The sequence below is a fragment of the Camelimonas abortus genome, from assembly GCF_042432745.1.
GTDB lineage: Bacteria > Pseudomonadota > Alphaproteobacteria > Rhizobiales > Beijerinckiaceae > Camelimonas > Camelimonas abortus.
On the sequence record NZ_JBHLWR010000006.1, the window covers coordinates 229554 to 245292 of the forward strand.

Consider the following 15739-nt stretch of genomic DNA (forward strand, 5'->3'; position numbering starts at 1 on the left):
TGGCGCGCCGCGGGCGGGGCTTCATGCAGGCCGCCGTGTGGATCTCATTCCGGCGGCCGCGCCGGCAGTCCGCGCTCGCGCAGCAGCTGCACCACGGCGGCGCGCGCTTCCGCAATCCCGGCGCCCGTGCGGCTGGAGGTGGCCAGCACCTGCGGATAGGCCGCCGGGCGCCGGCGCAGCGCCTCCTCCACGCCGGCGACGCGCGGTCCGAGCTCGGATTTCTTCAGCGCGTCGGTCTTGGTGAGCACGATCTGGTAGGAGACGGCGGCGCGGTCGAGCCCGTCCAGCACGCCAAGGTCAATGGCCTTCAGTCCGTGGCGGGCGTCGACCAGCACATAGACGCGGGCAAGGCTGGCGCGGCCGCGCAGATAATCCTGGATCAGCCGCGTCCATGCCGCCACCTTCTCGCGGTTGACGGCGGCGAAGCCGTAGCCAGGCATGTCCACCAGCGAAAACCGGCCCCATTCCGGACCGACGCGGAAAAAGTTGAGCTGCTGGGTGCGCCCCGGCGTGTTGGAGGTGCGCGCCAGGGTGTTGCGGCCGGTGAGGGCGTTGACCAGACTCGACTTGCCCACATTGGAGCGGCCGGCGAAGGCCACCTCAACCCCGTCCATGGGCGGCAGGCCGTCGATTTTCGCCGTCGCCCAGTAGAACTCCGCCGGCCCGGCGAACAGCCGCCGGCCGGTCTCCAGCAGCTCCGGACCGAAAGGGGCGGGCTCAGGCGCGGCTGCGGCGTCCGCGGCGGGCGCGCCGGCGGGAAGCGGGCTGGCGTCGTCGGGGGCTTGGGTGCTCATCTCGGACCTCCGGCTGTCGGCCGGCCTTATAGTCCGGCGCGGCGGCGGCGTCGACCGCGGCTGGTCCGGCGCGGCCCTGAAAACGGAGCGTCCCGGCCAGCGGCTGGCCGGGACGCGTTAAAGGAAAGCCGGGACGGGCCAGGCGCGTCAGGCTGATTTTTCCTTGCGGGCGAACATTTTCTTCAGATTGTCCGCCAGCTCGATCTTCACGCCGTGGCGCTTCATGATGAAGCCCTGCTGCAGGATCGAGAGGAAGTTGTTCCAGCTCCAGTAGATCACCAGGCCCGCCGGGAACGAGCCGAGCATGAAGGTGAAGATCACCGGCATCCAGCTGAACATGGCGCGCTGCACCGGGTCCGGCGGCTCCGGGTTCATCTTCATCTGCAGGAACATGGTCACGCCCATGATGATAGGCCACACGCCCAGATGCAGCATGGCCGGCGGCGTCCACGGGATGAGGCCGAACAGCGTGAACAGGTTCGTCGGGTCGGGCGCGGCGAGGTCGCGGATCCAGCCGAAGAACGGCGCGTGCCGCATCTCGATGGTGACCATCAGCACCTTGTACAGGGCGAAGAACACCGGAACCTGGATCAGCACGGGCAGGCAGCCGGAGACGGGGTTGATCTTCTCCCGCCGGTACAGCTCCATGGTCTCCTGCTGCATCTTCACGCGGTCGTCGGCGTAGCGCTCGCGGATGGCCATCATCTCCGGCTGCACGGCCTTCATCTTGGCCATGGAGGCGTAGGAGCGGTTGGCCAGCGGGAAGAACACCACCTTCACCAGCACGGTGACCAGCAGGATGGCCACGCCGAAGTTGCCCACCAGCCGGAAGATGAAGTCCAGCAGGAAGAACATCGGCTTGGTGATGAAGTAGAACCAGCCCCAGTCGATGAGCAGGTCGAACTTGCGGATGCCGTATTCGCGCTCGTAGCCGTCGATGGCGGAGACCTGCTTGGCGCCGGCGAACAGGCGCACGGTGTTCTCCGCCTCGGCACCCGGGGCCACGGCGACGGCGGCGCCGCGGATGTCGGTCTGGTAGATGGGCTGCGTGGCCTCGGTGACCGTGAAGCGGCCCTCGAACGGCGTCTTCTGGTCCGGGACCAGCGCCGCGGCCCAGTACTTGTCGGTGATGCCGATCCAGCCGCCCACGGCGTCGCGGAACACCTGGCCGCGCACCTTGCCGTAGAGCACGTCGTCCTTGGCGAGGCTGGCGTAGGTGGGCTCCTGCAGGCCGGCGTCGCCGAGCACGCCCACCGGGCCCTCATGCAGCACGTAATAGCCCTGGGTCGGCGGCGTGCCCCAGCGCGACACCAGCGAGAACGGATACAGCGTCACCGGCGCGCCGCCATTGTTCCTCACCGACTGGCGGATGGTGAACATGGCGTTGTCGTCCACCGAGATGACGCGGGTGAACACGAGGCCCTGGCCGTTGTCCCAGGTGAGGGTGAGCGGCTTCTCCGGGGTGAGGCGGTCGCTGTCGGCGGTCCACACGGTGGTCGGGCCGGGTAGCGCCACGCTGGCCCCGGCCTCGCCCACCCAGCCGAAGTCGGCGTAATAGGGGTGCGGCGAACCGAGCGGCGAGAACAGGACGATGTTCGGGCTGTTGGGGTTCACCGTCTCGCGGTAGTGCTTGAGGGCGATGTCGTCGATGCGTCCGCCCGCGAGGCTGATGGAGCCGCGGATGGCGGGGGTGTCGATGGTCACGCGCGGCGCGTTGAGCAGCGCGGCCTCACGGCTCGGCGGCAGGGCGGGAATCGCGCCGGCCTGGCCGGGCTGCGCCGTGGCGCTGGCCGCGGTCTGGGCCGGAGGTTTGGCGGACTGGCCCGGCTGACCAAAGAAATACGTCCATCCAATCAGCACGGCGACCGACAGGGCGATCGCCACGATCAGATTGCGATTGTCATCGCTCATGGGCTGTTGTCCGTTGTTGTCCGGGCCTGTGCGTCGCCGGGCGCGCGCGCCGCGCCCCGGCCGCGCCGTCGCGACCTGTCCTGGCGCGACCTGTCCTGGACGTGTTTCGGCGCGGGCGCGCCCTTTCCGGCCAGCAACGCCGGGGCGGCCCTGCGCAGGTCTTCGACGAGCTGTTCAAAGGGAGCTGCGATGGCTTCGCGACGGGCGACCAGCACCAGGTCCAGCGGAGCCTCAGGCCAGGAGCGCCTGGCGATGTCGGCCGCCGCCCGGAGGCGACGGCGGATCCTGTTGCGTTCAGGCGAATTCCCGATGCGCTTCGTCACCGTGAAACCGACGCGCACGCCGGCGCCGACGTCTGCATCCGGGCTGCGCATGATTCCCTGAACCGTCATTCGCGGCGTATGGAAACGGTGCCCCGCCGCCGCGGCGACGAATTCGGCGCGTTTCTTCAGCCTGAAGGCCGCGGCTGCGACGCGGGTCACAGGCGCAGCCTCCGCTTCCGCAGGGATCAGGCCGTCAGGCGCTTGCGACCGCGGGCGCGGCGGGCGGCGATGACCTTGCGGCCGCCGACAGTCGCCATGCGCGCGCGGAAACCGTGACGGCGCTTGCGCACGATCTTGCTCGGTTGATAGGTCCTCTTCACGGCTCATCTCCGGTCGTATGCGGCTGCGGCGGAGACCGCCCGCCTTCGCCGCAGACGGAGCCTCGGGCGGCGCGTCCGCGGCGCAGATTGAATTTCTCGGTCAAAAAGCAAACGGCGCCCATGCGGGCGCCCGCCAACCCATGGCCGGCTTATGGAGGAAGCCGGGGGCAAAGTCAACGCGCGCCGCGCGCCTCACGCCGCGCCGCGGCCGGGCTCCCGTCCGCAGGCGCGCGGCCGGGGCGGCGCCTGCGCCGCGCGCCGCCGGGCGTCGCCGCGGCCTTCCATTAACCCAATGTAAACCATGGCGAAAATCCGGCGCGCGTTCGCGCCGCGCCGCGCCCGTCCGCGCGCCTGCGATTCAGCTCCTGTTAGGGGCGCGCCGTCAGGCTGCCTGACCGGTGGGGGAGCAGGGGAGCCGGAAGGGCAGGGGCGCGCCGCCCCGTAACGGAGCAGACGCATGGCGCGCATGAACAGACACCGCAGCCACGCCGGCGGGCCGCGACGCGGTCCGCGCGCCCTCGCGCGCCTGCAGGCGATTCTGGCCGCCGTCTTCGTGCTCGCCCTCGCCGGCTGCGGCATGTTCGAAACCGAGAAGCGCGAACCGTGGCGCAGCCAGGCCGAGGCCCAGTGCCTCGCCCGCAAGCAGGTGCGCCCGTCCGCCTTCATGCAGCGCATGCGGGCCATCAACGGCCCCGGCGCCTGCGGCATGGACGCGCCGTTCCGCGTCACAGCCATTCTCAACGGCGCCGTGCGGCTCAGGACCCCGGGCGTGCTCGCCTGCCCGATGATCGCGGCCCTTGAGGAATGGACGGCGAACGTGGTGATTCCCGCCGCGCTGAAATATTACGGCTCGCCGGTGGCCGCGATTGACTTCGGCTCCTACTCCTGCCGGCGTATCAACAATGGCCGGCGCGGCCGCCGCTCGGAGCACGCCTTCGGCAACGCCGCCGATTTCATGGGGCTGACCCTCGCCGACGGCCGCCGCGTCAGCGTGAAGCGGGGCTGGCGCGGGACCCCCGCCGACCAGGAGTTCCTGCGCACGGTGTTCACCGGGGCCTGCGCGCGTTTCAGCACCGTGCTGGGCCCGGGCTCCGACGCCTACCACCACGACCACCTGCATCTCGATCTCGCCCGCCACGGCCGCGGCCGCATGATCTGCAGGCCGGTGCTGAAATGGTCGCCCATGGTTCCGGCGCCGTTCGAGCCGGGGCCGGACCAGCCGCAGCAGTCCTACGGCGCCTACGCCGCGGCGCCGGCCGCAGGCGGCCGGTCAATCCCCGGCCAGTCATTCCCGGTCGAGGAGACGGCGGCGGCGGAGCCCGCCGGGGCGGCGGGCGCGGAGCCGCAGGACGACGCCGGCCTCCCTGCGGACCAGGGCCAGCCCCACGACGGCGGCGATCCGGACGGCGCCGGCGCGGGGGCATGGGCCGCCGCCGGCGCAGGCGGCCACGCCGGCGGGCCGCGCTCCATCGACGACCTGTTGCGCTGAGCCCGGCGGCGCCGCGCGCCTTGCGCGGCGCGCGACAATAAGGCCGGCCCTGCGCGGGCCGGCCCGGATTCCGTCGCCTGCAGCGCGGATCAGAACACCGCGTAGCCGCCGTCGATCAGCAGCGTGTCGGCGGTGTGGTAGGACGAGGCGGCGCTCATCAGGTACACGGCGATGCCGCCGAAGTCGGACGGCTCGCCGAAGCGGCGCATGGGGATGCGCGGCAGCACGTTGTTGAGGAACTTCTCGTTGCTCATGATGCCCTGGGTCATGTCGCTCCTGATCCAGCCGGGCAGGATGGCGTTGGCGGTGATGCCGTAACGGGCCAGCTCCACCGCCAGGGCGCGCACCAGCGCGTTCAGCGAGGCCTTGGTGGCGGCGTAGTGCTCGTTGCGGGCGGTGCCGGAGATGGACGCCAGGCTCGAGGTGGGCACCAGACGGCCGAAGGCGTCGCCCTTCCCGGCGCGCTCGATCATGTGGCGCGCCGCCAGCTGGAACACCTGCACCACGCCGTCCAGGTTGGTGGCGAACATCTCGCGCCACTCCTCCGGCGTGCGGTCGACGAACGACTTGCGGCCGCCGCCGCCGATGCCGGCGTTGGCGAAGCAGCCGTCGACGCGGCCGAAGGCCGCCAGCGTGCCGCGGAACGCCTCCTCGATCGACGCGCGGTCGGAGACGTCGCAGATGCGCGCCTCGACCTTGCCGGCGTTATGCGCCTTCAGCTGCGCCAGCGCCGCCTCGTTCTTCTGCGGATTGCGGCCCCAGATCGACACCGAGCAGCCGGCCCGCACCAGCGCGTCGGCCATGCCGAGGCCAATGCCGCCGTTGCCGCCGGTGACGATGGCCACGCGGTTCGACAGGTCAAACTCCTTGTACATGCGCATCCTCCTGCATGCCCTTCCGGAAATTGCTCCACAGCTAGCATGGGGGAGCGTCGCGGCGGAAGAGGCTTCCTATCTAACGTTTGTTCTGTCACAACAGGGGGACGGACGGTCCTGCCCGGCCGGCCGCGCGCCGCGCCGGCGCGGGGGCAGGACCGCGGACAAGGGACCGGCGCGCGCACCGGCGCGCGACGCCAGATGATAACGCGGCGGCGTCCACCCCGGCGGACGCGGCCAGGGAGCAAACGCGGGAAGCAGCATGTCCTACGAATCGATCAAGACCGAGGGCTCGACCATCAAGACCGAGCTTTCTGACGGCGTCCTCACCCTGACCCTGAACCGTCCTGACCGTCTGAACGCCTTCACCGGCCAGATGATGCAGGAGATGATCGAGGTGTTCGACCGGGCCGACGCGGACGACAGCGTGCGCGTGGTCATCGTCACCGGCGAGGGGCGCGCCTTCTGCGCCGGCGCCGATCTCGCCGCCGGCGGAAACACCTTCAACTACGAGACCCGCCGCAGCACCGACGACCTGCCGCTCGGCCGCGACGGCAAGCCGGACCTCGCCGCCGACCCGGCGGTGCGCGACGGCGGCGGCCGCCTCACCCTGCGCATCTTCAACAGCCTGAAGCCGGTCATCGGCGCCGTCAACGGCCCGGCCGTGGGCATCGGCGCCACCATGCAGCTGCCGATGGACGTGCGCATCGCCTCGGAGAACGCCCGCTTCGGCTTCGTGTTCACCCAGCGCGGCATCGTGCCGGAGGCCTGCTCCAGCTGGTTCCTGCCGCGCATCGTCGGCATCCAGCAGGCGGTGGACTGGTGCTACTCCGGCCGCGTGTTCGACGCGAAGGAGGCCCTCGCCGGCGGCCTGGTGAAGGAGGTGGTGCCGGCGGACGAGCTGCTGCCGCGCGCCCGCGAGATCGCCCGCCAGTGGAGCGAGCGCAGCGCGCCGGTCTCGGTGGCGCTCACCCGCCAGATGATGTGGCGCATGCTGGGCGCCAGCCACCCCATGGAGGCCCACCGCGTGGACAGCCGCGCCATCTTCTGGCGCGGCAAGCAGCGCGACGTGCAGGAGGGCGTCGCCTCCTTCCTCGAGAAGCGCCTGCCCAACTTCCCGGACCAGGTCTCCACTGACATGCCGTCGTTCTTCCCCTGGTTCGACGAGCCGGAGTACAGGTAAGGTCATCGCCGGCCCTGCGGCCGCGGCGGGCCCCGGAGCGATCCGGGGCCTTTTTCATGGATGCGTTGCGCCAGGCGTTTTCCCGGCGCGCGCCGGGGCGTCCGCGGGCGCCCGCCAGGGCCGCCCCGGCGGCGCCCGCGTTGCGGAAAATGATGCGGGCCGCGCCGTCTGGCGGTAAACAACGGTCCGACGGACACGCCCCGCCGGGGCCTGCCTGCTGGAGCCTACGTTGCGTACACGCGGTTTCGCCCACGTCGACACCTGGATCTTCGACCTCGACAACACGCTCTATTCCCACGAGGCGCAGATCTGGCCCCAGGTGGGCCAGCGCATCACCGAATTCGTGGCGCGCATGTTCTCGCTGGATCCGGTCGAGGCGCGCCGGCTGCAGAAGCAGTACTATTACAGCCACGGCACGACCCTGCGCGGGCTGATGGACGAGCACGGCCTCGATCCGGCCGAGTACCTGGACTTCGTCCACGACGTCGACCTCAGCCTGCTCAGCCCCAACGAGCGGCTGGCGAAGGCCATCAGCGCCCTGCCTGGCCGCAAGCTGATCTTCACCAACGGCTCCGCCCGCCACGCCGAGAACATCTGCCGCAAACTCGGCGTGTACGAACATTTCCACGGCTGCTTCGACATCCTGGCCGCCAATTTCGTCCCCAAGCCGGAGCAGGGGGCCTATGAGATGCTGGTCGAGCGCCATGAGGTGGATCCTGCCCGCGCGGTGTTCTTCGAGGACATGGCGCGCAACCTTGCGCCCGCCCACGCCCTCGGCATGACCACCACCCTGGTGCTGCCGGCCACGCCCGACCCCTATCGCGAGCCCTTCGAGCAGGCGCGCGAGGAGCTGGCCCACGTCGACCATGTCACCGATGATCTTGTGGGCTTCCTGGAGGAGGTCGCCGCCGCGGCCTGAACCAGGCCGGACAGGACGCAGAGGGGAGAGAGCATGACCGCACGGCCCAACGCCGCCCAGGCGGAGTTCTGGAACACGGGGGCCGTACGCTCCTGGGTGGAGCTGCACGAGATTCTCGACGCGCAGTTCGCGCCGCTGTCGCAGGCGGCCCTCGCCCTGCTGCCGGTGGCGGACGGCCAGCGCTTGCTCGACATCGGCTGCGGCTGCGGCGCGGACACGTTCGCGCTGGCGGCGCGGGCCGGCTCCGGCGCGGCGGTGGGCGTGGACATCTCCGCCCCCATGCTGGCGCGGGCGCGGGAGCTGGCGGCGCAGCGCGGCGCGCGCAACGTCGCCTTCGTCGAGGCCGACGCCCAGGTCGCCTGTCTCGCCGCCGGCGGTCCGCCGTTCGACGCCGCCTTCTCGCGCTTCGGCGTGATGTTCTTTGACGATCCGCCGGCGGCCTTCGCCAACATCCGCCGCAGCATGCGCCCGGGCGCGCCGCTCGCCTTCGTCTGCTGGCGCCGGCCCGATGAAAATCCGGTGCTGCTCGCCCCGTACCGCGCCGCGTGGGAGACCTTTCCGGTCAAGCCGCCGAAAAGCGATCCGCTGGCGCCGGGCCCGTTCGCCTTCGCCGACCCGGCGCGGATCCGCGCCATCCTGGAGCAGGCGGGCTTTCGCGACGTGACGGTGGCGCCATACGACCGGCAGGTGGGCGGCCAGCCCTTCGCGGTGGCGCTGGAGCTGGCCATGCGCATCGGTCCGCTCGCCGGCGTGCTGCGCGAACAGCCGGAGGCGACCACGGCGGCGCGGGAGAAGGTGGCCGCCATGCTGCGCCGCCACGAGCGCGACGGCGCCGTGTGGCTGGACGCGGCGGTGTGGCTGGTGACGGCGCGGGCCTGAGACGCGCCCCGGCCGGCGGGGTTCAGAAATGCGCCAGGAAGCCGCCGTCCACCGCCAGCGAATGGCCGGTGACGTAGGAGGCCTCGCGCGAGGCGAGGAACACCACCGCCCCGGCGATCTCCTCCGGCCGGCCCCAGCGGCCGAGGGAGGTGCGCTGGCCGAGCCAGGCGGCGATGGCCGGGTCCGCCGCCATGGCGGCGTTGGCTTCCGTGGCGAAATAGCCGGGCGCCACGGCGTTGACCGTGATTCCGTGCGGGCCCAGCTCCGCCGCCAGCGCCCGGGTCATGGCGTCGAGGCCGCCCTTTGACGCCGTGTAGAGCGCGTCGCCGGAGCGCGAGATGTGGGCGGCGATGGAGGTGATGTTGATGATGCGGCCGTGGCCGGCCTGCTTCATCAGCGCCGCCGCCTTGCGGCTGATCTCGAACGGCGCGGCCACATTGGCGGCGAGCAGCGCCTGCATGTCGCCGGGGCCGAACTGCTCCAGCGGGCGGCGGTCGCGCGCGGCGGCGTTGTTCACCAGAATGTCGAGGCGGCCGAAGCGCCGCATGATCTCCGCCAGCGCCGCCGTCACCGCCGCGTCGTCGGTGAGGTCGAAGGCGAGCGCGTGCGCCTCCAGGCCCTCGTCCGCCAGCCGGCGGCGCGCCGCCGCGAGGCGGCGGCCGTCGCGGCCGGAGAGAATGACGGTCGCCCCGGCGCGGGCGAGGCCCAGCGCGATCTCCAGCCCCAGCCCCCGGCCGGAGCCGGTGACCAGCGCGACCTGGCCGTCGAGGCGGAAAGGGGCGGGGCGCGTCTGCGGGGCGGTGCTCACGATGGTTCCTCTTCCTGTCGCCGGCGGCCGGCCGCCGGCGTGGCGGCAGTTTTGCAACCGCCCGCGGGGCGAGGCAAGGCGGGCTCAGGAAGCGCCGGCGCGCCCGGACGCGGCGCCGGCGCATTGACGGTCCTGCGGCGATCGCGCACATTCACGCCATTCCGAGGGGGGCCCTTCGCGAGGGCTGAGATACCGCCTGTCGGCGCTCCGTGGGGCGCAGGACGCAGTGGTGACCCTTTGAACCTGAACCGGGTCATGCCGGCGGAGGGACAGGAAGTTGCAGCGCCGCGCGTCTGACGCATGCGCCCTTGCGCATGCCGCTCCGCCATGGAGCAGCCGCCGCGCCGCCCGGGCGGCGCGCGACGCGCCCCGTTTCACCGTTCCGTTTCACGCCCTGCGTCCGCCGGCGCGGCCCGCATCTTTCCCCGACAGACCAGGGCAGGAACGATCATGACCGACGCCATCCCCGGCGGCGCCCGCGCGCCCGCGACCGTCACCACCGGGCCCATCCGCGGCTCCCGCAAGATCTACAGCTCGCCGGCGGGCCGGCCGGACATTCGCGTGCCGTTCCGTGAGATCGCGCTGTCGCCGGATTCCGGCGAGCCGCCGTTCCGCGTCTATGACGCCTCCGGTCCCTACACCGATCCGCAGGCGGCCATCGATCTCGCCGCCGGCCTGCCCCAGCCGCGCGCGCCGTGGATCGCCGCCCGCGGCTTCGAGCCGGTGGAGCCGCGGCCGGTGCGTCCCGAGGACAATGGCGGCGCGACCGGCGACCGGCTGGCGCCGCCCTGTCCGGCGCGGCGGCCGACCCTGCGCGGCCGCGACGGCCAGCTGGTGACGCAGCTGGAGTTCGCCCGCGCCGGGATCATCACCGAGGAGATGATCTACGTCGCCCACCGCGAGAACCTTGGCCGCCAGGCCATGGCCGGGGAGGCGGCGGCGCGCCGCGCCGACGGCGAGGATTTCGGGGCGGAGATTCCGCCTTTCATCACCCCGGAGTTCGTGCGCCAGGAGGTGGCGCGCGGCCGCGCCATCATCCCCGCCAACATCAATCACCCGGAGCTGGAGCCCACCATCATCGGCCGCAACTTCCTGGTGAAGATCAACGCCAACATCGGCAATTCGGCCGTCACCTCCGGCGCGGCGGAGGAGGTGGAGAAGCTGGTCTGGGCCACGCGCTGGGGCGCCGACACGGTGATGGACCTCTCCACCGGCCGCAACATTCACAACATACGCAGCTGGATCATCCGCAACGCGCCGGTGCCCATCGGCACGGTGCCGGTCTACCAGGCGCTGGAGAAAGTGGGCGGCGATCCGGCCAGACTCGATTTTGACGTGTTCGCCGACACGCTCATCGAGCAGGCCGAGCAGGGCGTCGACTATTTCACCATTCACGCCGGCGTGCGCCTCGCCCATGTGCCGCTGACGGCGAACCGGGTCACCGGCATCGTGTCGCGCGGGGGCTCGATCATGGCGCGCTGGTGCCTGGCGCGCCACCGCGAGAACTTCCTCTACGAGCGCTTCGACGAGATCTGCGACATCATGCGCCGCTACGACGTCTCCTTCTCGCTGGGAGACGGGCTGCGGCCCGGCTGCATCGCCGACGCCAACGACGCGGCCCAGTTCGCCGAGCTGGAGACCCTGGGAGAGCTGACCAGAATCGCCTGGGACAGGGGCTGCCAGGTCATGGTCGAGGGGCCCGGCCATGTGCCCATGCACAAGATCCGGGCCAACATGGACAGGCAGCTCAAGGCCTGCGGCGAGGCGCCTTTCTACACGCTGGGCCCGCTCACCACCGACGTCGCCCCGGGCTATGACCACATCACCTCCGCCATCGGCGCGGCGATGATCGGCTGGTTCGGCACGGCCATGCTCTGTTACGTGACGCCCAAGGAGCACCTCGGCCTGCCCAACCGCGACGACGTGAAGACCGGCGTCATCACCTACCGTCTGGCGGCCCATGCGGCGGACCTGGCCAAGGGACATCCGGCGGCGCGGCTGCGCGACGACGCGCTCTCCCGCGCGCGGTTCGACTTCCGCTGGGACGACCAGTTCAACCTGTCGCTCGACCCGGACACCGCCTGCGCCTTCCACGACGAAACCATGCCGAAGGAGGCGCACAGGCTGGCGCATTTCTGCTCCATGTGCGGGCCGAAGTTCTGCTCGATGCGGATCAGTCACGAGCTGCGGGCGGACGCGGCGGCCATGGACGACGACAGGCGGCGCGCCCTGGAGGAGGCGGCCCGCGGCATGCGCGAAAAGGCGGCCGAATTCGCCGCCGCCGGCGGGCGCATTTACGTGGAGCGGGGGGACTGAGGGGGCTCCCGCCGCCAGCCGCCTGCGGGAGCGCGCCGCGCATTCCCGCGCCGCCGCGCGCTGGCGTCCGCCTGCGGCGTTGTGGCGCAGCGGGCGCGGCGCGCCGGCGACAGCGCCTGCGCCGTATCGCCAGCGCCGACCGCCGGCAGGGCGGAGCCGCGAAAAACCTGCGTCTTGGCCGCGCAAGGCGCGGGCCGGCGCCGCCGTCGCCGCCCGGACGCGCCGTGCGCGAGGCGGCCGGCGCCTGCGGGCGCCCATGGGCGGTTCGCTGCGGACAGCTTGTCCACAACCGCCGACATGACGATGATAGCGCCCGTTTCCCCAACGGCGACGGACGTCCGTCGCCAACCAGGGAGCGCGACCGCCCGGAAGGATGCGGTTTTCCCTGTGTCCGCCGCTGCGGAAGGAGCCGCGTCGCCGGGTCCCGCCGGCGTTCCCGCCCATCCGTCCAGCCAGCGCCGTCCCGCCGCCTGCCGGAGGCCACGCATGAATCTGCCGTCGCCGGTCGACCGTCTGCCGGTCCCAGCCCAGATCGCCCTGCTGGCGCTGCAGGTGGCGCTTGCAGGATATGTGGACGGCATCGGCTGGCTGCTGCTCGGCGGCGTGTTCGTCTCCTTCATGAGCGGCAACACCACCCAGCTGGCGGTGGCCCTGGCCAGCGGCCAGCACAGCTGGGCGGCGCAGGTGGGCTGCGCCCTCGGCGCCTTCTTCGCCGGCGTGTTCTTCGGCGCGGTGATGCGCGAGAGGTCGCGCACGCGCTCGCACGCGCTGCTGTTCGCCATCGCCGCCATGGTGCTGGCCGTGTCGCTGGTGATGGTGCGCGAGTTCGGCGTCAACACCCTGCATCTGCTGCCGCTGGCCTTCGCCATGGGGCTGCTCAACAACGCCCGGCGCGTGGTGAACGGCGCCGCGGTGGGCGGCACTTTCGTCACCGGCGCCTTCGTCGGCTTCGCCCAAGGGGCGGCGCGCTGGCTGCTGCGCAAGGCGCCGGCCGCGGAGTTCATCCCCTACGCCCTGTCATGGCTGGCGCTGTGCTGCGGCGCGCTCGCCGGCGTGATGGCGCTGATCCACGCCGGCGACGACGTGGCGCTGGTGACGCCGATCATCTGGGCCGGCGCCCTCGCCATCGTCCACCAGATCATCGCCATGCGCCGCTGAGGCGAAACGGAAATGGCGCCGCCTCACGCAAGGCGGCGCCACGCCAGGGCGGACGCGCGGGCGGCGCGCGCCCGGCGCGGAACCGGAGACGGAACGCTCAGGCGGCGGCGCGCGCCAGCATGCGGTCGGCCTGGCGCAGGATGAAGTCCGCCGCCAGCCCCGGGTCCTCCATGGGCAGGAAGTGGCTGCGGCCGGGGGCGAACTGCGTCTCCAGATGTGGAACCAGCCGCTTGAACGCGGCCTCGTCATTCTCCGTGAGGGTGCTGCGCACTTCCGCGCGTAGCAGCGCCGCAGGCACGGAAAGCCGCGGCGCCATTTTCCACACCCGCAGAATGTCGATGCAGTTGAAGGTGGCCGCCTCCCACTCCGGCGCGCAGGCCAGCGAGACGCTGCCGTCCGCGTGGGTGATCAGGCCGCCGTCGAGGTAGTCGTCGAGAATGCCTTCCTTCCACCAGGCGAACATGCCGCGGCCGTCGTATTTCTCCCGGATCTCCGCGCGCGACGTCCAGTGGCGGCGGCGCTTGCGGGCGCCGGCGGCCAGTTCGTTGTCGCCGGCGGTTCCGGCGCGCCTGGCCGCGACCAGCGCGTCGGCTTTCTCCAGCGAGATCACCGCCGGGTCGATCAGCACCACGCCGCGAACCAGGGCCGGGCTGGCGGCGGCGTACATCAGCGTCACCGTGGCGCCCATGGAGTGGCCGACCAGCAGCGCAGGCTCGCCGAAATGGCTGAGCAGGCCGTGCAGGTCGCGCTCAAAGCCGGACCAGTCCTCCTGCGCGTCCGGATCAGCCGGCAAGGTGCTGAAGCCATGGCCGCGGGCGTCGCTCATGATGATGCGGAAGCGGTGCTTCAGCAGTTCGCCAAGCTGGCGGTAGCACTGGGCGTTCATGCCGGTGGCGTGGGCGAGGTGCAGCAGCGGCGCCTGTTCGCCGGCTTCGTCCCACATCAGGCAGGACATGTCCCCGTCGGCGAGGCGGATGCTGATACGTTTCATGGCGTTTCCGTCGTTGCGGCCCCGCGGCCGGCGCGGGGCGGGTCATCGGTGGTCGGCGTCAATTGTATACGCAACGACGTATTTGTCCCATGCGCCGGAGGCGCCTCATTTTCCCGCCGGTTTCGGGGCGGGGGCGCTTCCGCCTTCCGCGGCGCCGGCGCCGGGCGCGTCCAGAGGCCGGCATTCGGTTTCCTTTCCGTCGCGGGTGAAGCGCGCCACGCCGTGATGCTCCCAGAACTCCACGCCGCCGCCCTCATAGCGCGCGCCGGAGCCGGAGACGGCGGCCTTCAGCTCATAGCGGTCCTCGCCCACCGTCAGCATGGCGATGCTGGCGTCCGGGAACCGGGCGACGATGCGGGCGCCGTCGGCGCAGACGAAGGTGACGGGCGGCGCGGGCGGCTGCGGCCGCTTCGGCTCGCCGCCGGCCGCCGGAGCGGCCATGGCGGCGGGAGCCAGCAGCGTCGCCAGCAGCGTCGCTGCGGCGCGGCGCGGCGGGAGGGAGCGGGCGGCGCGACGCCACGGCAGGCTGGTCATGAATCATCCTTTCCGGCGCCGGGGTGGCCGGCGGCCTGTTGCGGTGGACGGAGTTTCCGGCGCGCAAGGGTCGCCGCTCCGGGGCGCGCCGGCAAGTCCCCGCCCGCGGCTGCGCTTGACTCCGCGCGCCGCTTGCGCAGACAACCCGTCTGATCCTCCGGACGGGCGCGCGGCGTCCGTCCGTCCCCGTTCCACGCCGCCCCCCGGCTCCGCCGGAGGGCCAGCAGCAAGAGATTGTGACGGACATGGCCACCCAGACGGGCGAATACGCGCAGCTCGAAGCCGTTATCGAAGCCGCCTTTGAACGGCGCGCCGAAGTGGATTTCTCGACCAGGGGCGAGATCCGCGACGCGGTGGAGACGGCCCTGGACCTGCTGGACAGCGGCAAGGCCCGCGTGGCCCAGAAGGGCGCCGACGGCGAATGGACCGTCAACCAGTGGCTGAAGAAGGCGGTGCTGCTTTCCTTCCGCCTCAACGACATGGAGCTGGTCTCCGGCGCCGCCGGCGGCGCCTGCTGGTGGGACAAGGCACCCTCCAAGTTCGCCGGCTGGGACGCCGCCCGCTTCCGCGCGGCCGGCTTCCGCGCCGTTCCCGGCTCGGTGGTGCGCCGCAGCGCCTATATCGCCCCGGGCGTGGTGCTGATGCCCTCCTTCGTCAACCTTGGCGCCTATGTGGACGAGGGCACGATGGTGGACACGTGGGCCACGGTCGGCTCCTGCGCCCAGATCGGCAAGAACGTGCATCTCTCCGGCGGCGTCGGCATCGGCGGCGTGCTGGAGCCGCTGCAGGCCGGCCCGGTGATCATTGAGGACAACTGCTTCATCGGCGCCCGCTCCGAGGTGGCCGAGGGCGTGATCGTGGGCGAGGGCGCGGTGCTCTCCATGGGCGTCTATCTCGGCGCTTCGACCAGGATCATCGACCGCGCCACGGGCGAGGTGTTCGTGGGCCGCGTTCCGCCCTATTCGGTGGTGGTGCCCGGCAGCCTGCCCGGCAAGCCGCTGCCGGACGGCGCGCCCGGCCCCTCGCTCTACTGCGCCGTCATCGTCAAGAAGGTGGACGCCCAGACCCGCTCCAAGACCTCCATCAACGAGCTGCTGCGGGACTGACCCCGCCACCGGGCGGCGCGCACGGCGCTTCGCGCCTTGCGCGCGCCGCCCCGTCGCGCCGGGCCGGCCCAGGGCGTTTGTTCCGCCGCGGCGGCGGCGTGGGGCCGGACCTGGGCGGGGCCTGACGGCGGGG

At 71.8% G+C, this 15739-nt stretch carries 15 protein-coding genes and 1 riboswitch; of the genes, 7 read left to right on the forward strand and 8 right to left on the reverse strand.

Annotation, left to right across the window (positions count from 1 at the left end; all coding sequences use genetic code 11):
• Positions 1-44: 44 nt before the first annotated feature.
• From yihA to rpmH, 4 genes are all read right to left on the reverse strand, one after another.
• Positions 45-794 (reverse strand): ribosome biogenesis GTP-binding protein YihA/YsxC, encoded by a 750-nt coding sequence (gene yihA / locus ACFFJB_RS03375; RefSeq protein ID WP_376829480.1) that lies wholly within the window; start codon positions 792-794, stop codon positions 45-47.
• A gap of 147 nt (positions 795-941) precedes the next feature.
• Positions 942-2705, reverse strand: a complete 1764-nt coding sequence (yidC, locus tag ACFFJB_RS03380) for a membrane protein insertase YidC (protein WP_376829481.1) — start codon at positions 2703-2705, stop codon at positions 942-944.
• Entirely contained in the window at positions 2702-3187 is a 486-nt protein-coding gene (gene rnpA, locus ACFFJB_RS03385; RefSeq protein WP_376829483.1) for a ribonuclease P protein component, read from the reverse strand. Before rnpA ends, yidC begins: the two co-directional genes overlap by 4 nt.
• Positions 3188-3213: 26 nt before the next feature.
• Positions 3214-3348, reverse strand: a complete 135-nt coding sequence (rpmH, locus tag ACFFJB_RS03390) for a 50S ribosomal protein L34 (RefSeq protein WP_376829485.1) — start codon at positions 3346-3348, stop codon at positions 3214-3216.
• Between the two features lie 457 nt (positions 3349-3805).
• Between rpmH and ACFFJB_RS03395 the strand changes: the two genes are divergently transcribed.
• Positions 3806-4837 carry an extensin-like domain-containing protein gene (locus ACFFJB_RS03395; RefSeq protein ID WP_376829487.1) on the forward strand — a complete coding sequence of 344 codons (1032 nt, stop codon included), beginning with the start codon at positions 3806-3808 and terminating at the stop codon, positions 4835-4837.
• Positions 4838-4926: 89 nt separating this feature from the next.
• On the opposite strand, the gene ACFFJB_RS03400 is transcribed toward ACFFJB_RS03395, so the two are convergent.
• Positions 4927-5712 (reverse strand): SDR family NAD(P)-dependent oxidoreductase, encoded by a 786-nt coding sequence (locus ACFFJB_RS03400; RefSeq protein ID WP_376829488.1) that lies wholly within the window; start codon positions 5710-5712, stop codon positions 4927-4929.
• 262 nt (positions 5713-5974) lie between these two features.
• Here ACFFJB_RS03400 and ACFFJB_RS03405 point away from each other — a divergent pair, with 262 nt between their 5' ends.
• The 3 genes from ACFFJB_RS03405 (at position 5975) to ACFFJB_RS03415 (ending at position 8693) form a co-directional block, all read left to right on the forward strand.
• Positions 5975-6895 (forward strand): crotonase/enoyl-CoA hydratase family protein, encoded by a 921-nt coding sequence (locus tag ACFFJB_RS03405; RefSeq protein ID WP_376829490.1) that lies wholly within the window; start codon positions 5975-5977, stop codon positions 6893-6895.
• 229 nt (positions 6896-7124) lie between these two features.
• Positions 7125-7814, forward strand: coding sequence for a pyrimidine 5'-nucleotidase (locus ACFFJB_RS03410; protein WP_376829492.1), 690 nt, complete (start codon positions 7125-7127; stop codon positions 7812-7814).
• A 33-nt stretch (positions 7815-7847) separates the two neighbouring features.
• A complete protein-coding gene (locus ACFFJB_RS03415; RefSeq protein ID WP_376829494.1) occupies positions 7848-8693 on the forward strand; it encodes a class I SAM-dependent methyltransferase in 846 nt (281 codons plus the stop codon).
• A gap of 22 nt (positions 8694-8715) precedes the next feature.
• Here ACFFJB_RS03415 and ACFFJB_RS03420 read toward each other — a convergent pair whose 3' ends face one another.
• A complete protein-coding gene (locus ACFFJB_RS03420) occupies positions 8716-9501 on the reverse strand; it encodes an SDR family oxidoreductase (RefSeq protein WP_376829496.1) in 786 nt (261 codons plus the stop codon).
• Between the two features lie 154 nt (positions 9502-9655).
• A riboswitch (TPP riboswitch) is annotated at positions 9656-9788 on the forward strand.
• Positions 9789-9951: 163 nt separating this feature from the next.
• On the opposite strand from ACFFJB_RS03420, the gene thiC reads away from it, so the two are divergent.
• Both thiC and ACFFJB_RS03430 read left to right on the forward strand, forming a co-directional pair.
• Positions 9952-11817 (forward strand): phosphomethylpyrimidine synthase ThiC, encoded by a 1866-nt coding sequence (gene thiC / locus ACFFJB_RS03425; protein ID WP_376829498.1) that lies wholly within the window; start codon positions 9952-9954, stop codon positions 11815-11817.
• 486 nt (positions 11818-12303) lie between these two features.
• Positions 12304-12975 (forward strand): YoaK family protein, encoded by a 672-nt coding sequence (locus tag ACFFJB_RS03430; protein ID WP_376829500.1) that lies wholly within the window; start codon positions 12304-12306, stop codon positions 12973-12975.
• Positions 12976-13072: 97 nt separating this feature from the next.
• On the opposite strand, the gene ACFFJB_RS03435 is transcribed toward ACFFJB_RS03430, so the two are convergent.
• Positions 13073-13966 carry an alpha/beta fold hydrolase gene (locus ACFFJB_RS03435; protein ID WP_376829502.1) on the reverse strand — a complete coding sequence of 298 codons (894 nt, stop codon included), beginning with the start codon at positions 13964-13966 and terminating at the stop codon, positions 13073-13075.
• A 105-nt stretch (positions 13967-14071) separates the two neighbouring features.
• Positions 14072-14500: an MliC family protein gene (locus ACFFJB_RS03440; RefSeq protein WP_376829504.1), complete on the reverse strand. Its 429-nt coding sequence runs from the start codon at positions 14498-14500 to the stop codon at positions 14072-14074.
• Between the two features lie 245 nt (positions 14501-14745).
• Between ACFFJB_RS03440 and dapD the strand changes: the two genes are divergently transcribed.
• Entirely contained in the window at positions 14746-15606 is an 861-nt protein-coding gene (gene dapD / locus ACFFJB_RS03445; RefSeq protein WP_376829506.1) for a 2,3,4,5-tetrahydropyridine-2,6-dicarboxylate N-succinyltransferase, read from the forward strand.
• The last annotated feature ends 133 nt before the right edge of the window (positions 15607-15739 follow it).

What these genes read in the sequence shown, in the direction of transcription:
- yihA (WP_376829480.1), bottom strand. Translation starts at nt 794, where the DNA reads ATGAGCACCCAAGCCCCCGACGACGCCAGCCCGCTTCCCGCCGGCGCG.
- yidC (WP_376829481.1), bottom strand. Translation starts at nt 2,705, where the DNA reads ATGAGCGATGACAATCGCAATCTGATCGTGGCGATCGCCCTGTCGGTC.
- ACFFJB_RS03395 (WP_376829487.1), top strand. Translation starts at nt 3,806, where the DNA reads ATGGCGCGCATGAACAGACACCGCAGCCACGCCGGCGGGCCGCGACGC.
- ACFFJB_RS03400 (WP_376829488.1), bottom strand. Translation starts at nt 5,712, where the DNA reads ATGTACAAGGAGTTTGACCTGTCGAACCGCGTGGCCATCGTCACCGGC.
- ACFFJB_RS03405 (WP_376829490.1), top strand. Translation starts at nt 5,975, where the DNA reads ATGTCCTACGAATCGATCAAGACCGAGGGCTCGACCATCAAGACCGAG.
- ACFFJB_RS03415 (WP_376829494.1), top strand. Translation starts at nt 7,848, where the DNA reads ATGACCGCACGGCCCAACGCCGCCCAGGCGGAGTTCTGGAACACGGGG.
- thiC (WP_376829498.1), top strand. Translation starts at nt 9,952, where the DNA reads ATGACCGACGCCATCCCCGGCGGCGCCCGCGCGCCCGCGACCGTCACC.
- ACFFJB_RS03430 (WP_376829500.1), top strand. Translation starts at nt 12,304, where the DNA reads ATGAATCTGCCGTCGCCGGTCGACCGTCTGCCGGTCCCAGCCCAGATC.
- ACFFJB_RS03435 (WP_376829502.1), bottom strand. Translation starts at nt 13,966, where the DNA reads ATGAAACGTATCAGCATCCGCCTCGCCGACGGGGACATGTCCTGCCTG.
- ACFFJB_RS03440 (WP_376829504.1), bottom strand. Translation starts at nt 14,500, where the DNA reads ATGACCAGCCTGCCGTGGCGTCGCGCCGCCCGCTCCCTCCCGCCGCGC.
- dapD (WP_376829506.1), top strand. Translation starts at nt 14,746, where the DNA reads ATGGCCACCCAGACGGGCGAATACGCGCAGCTCGAAGCCGTTATCGAA.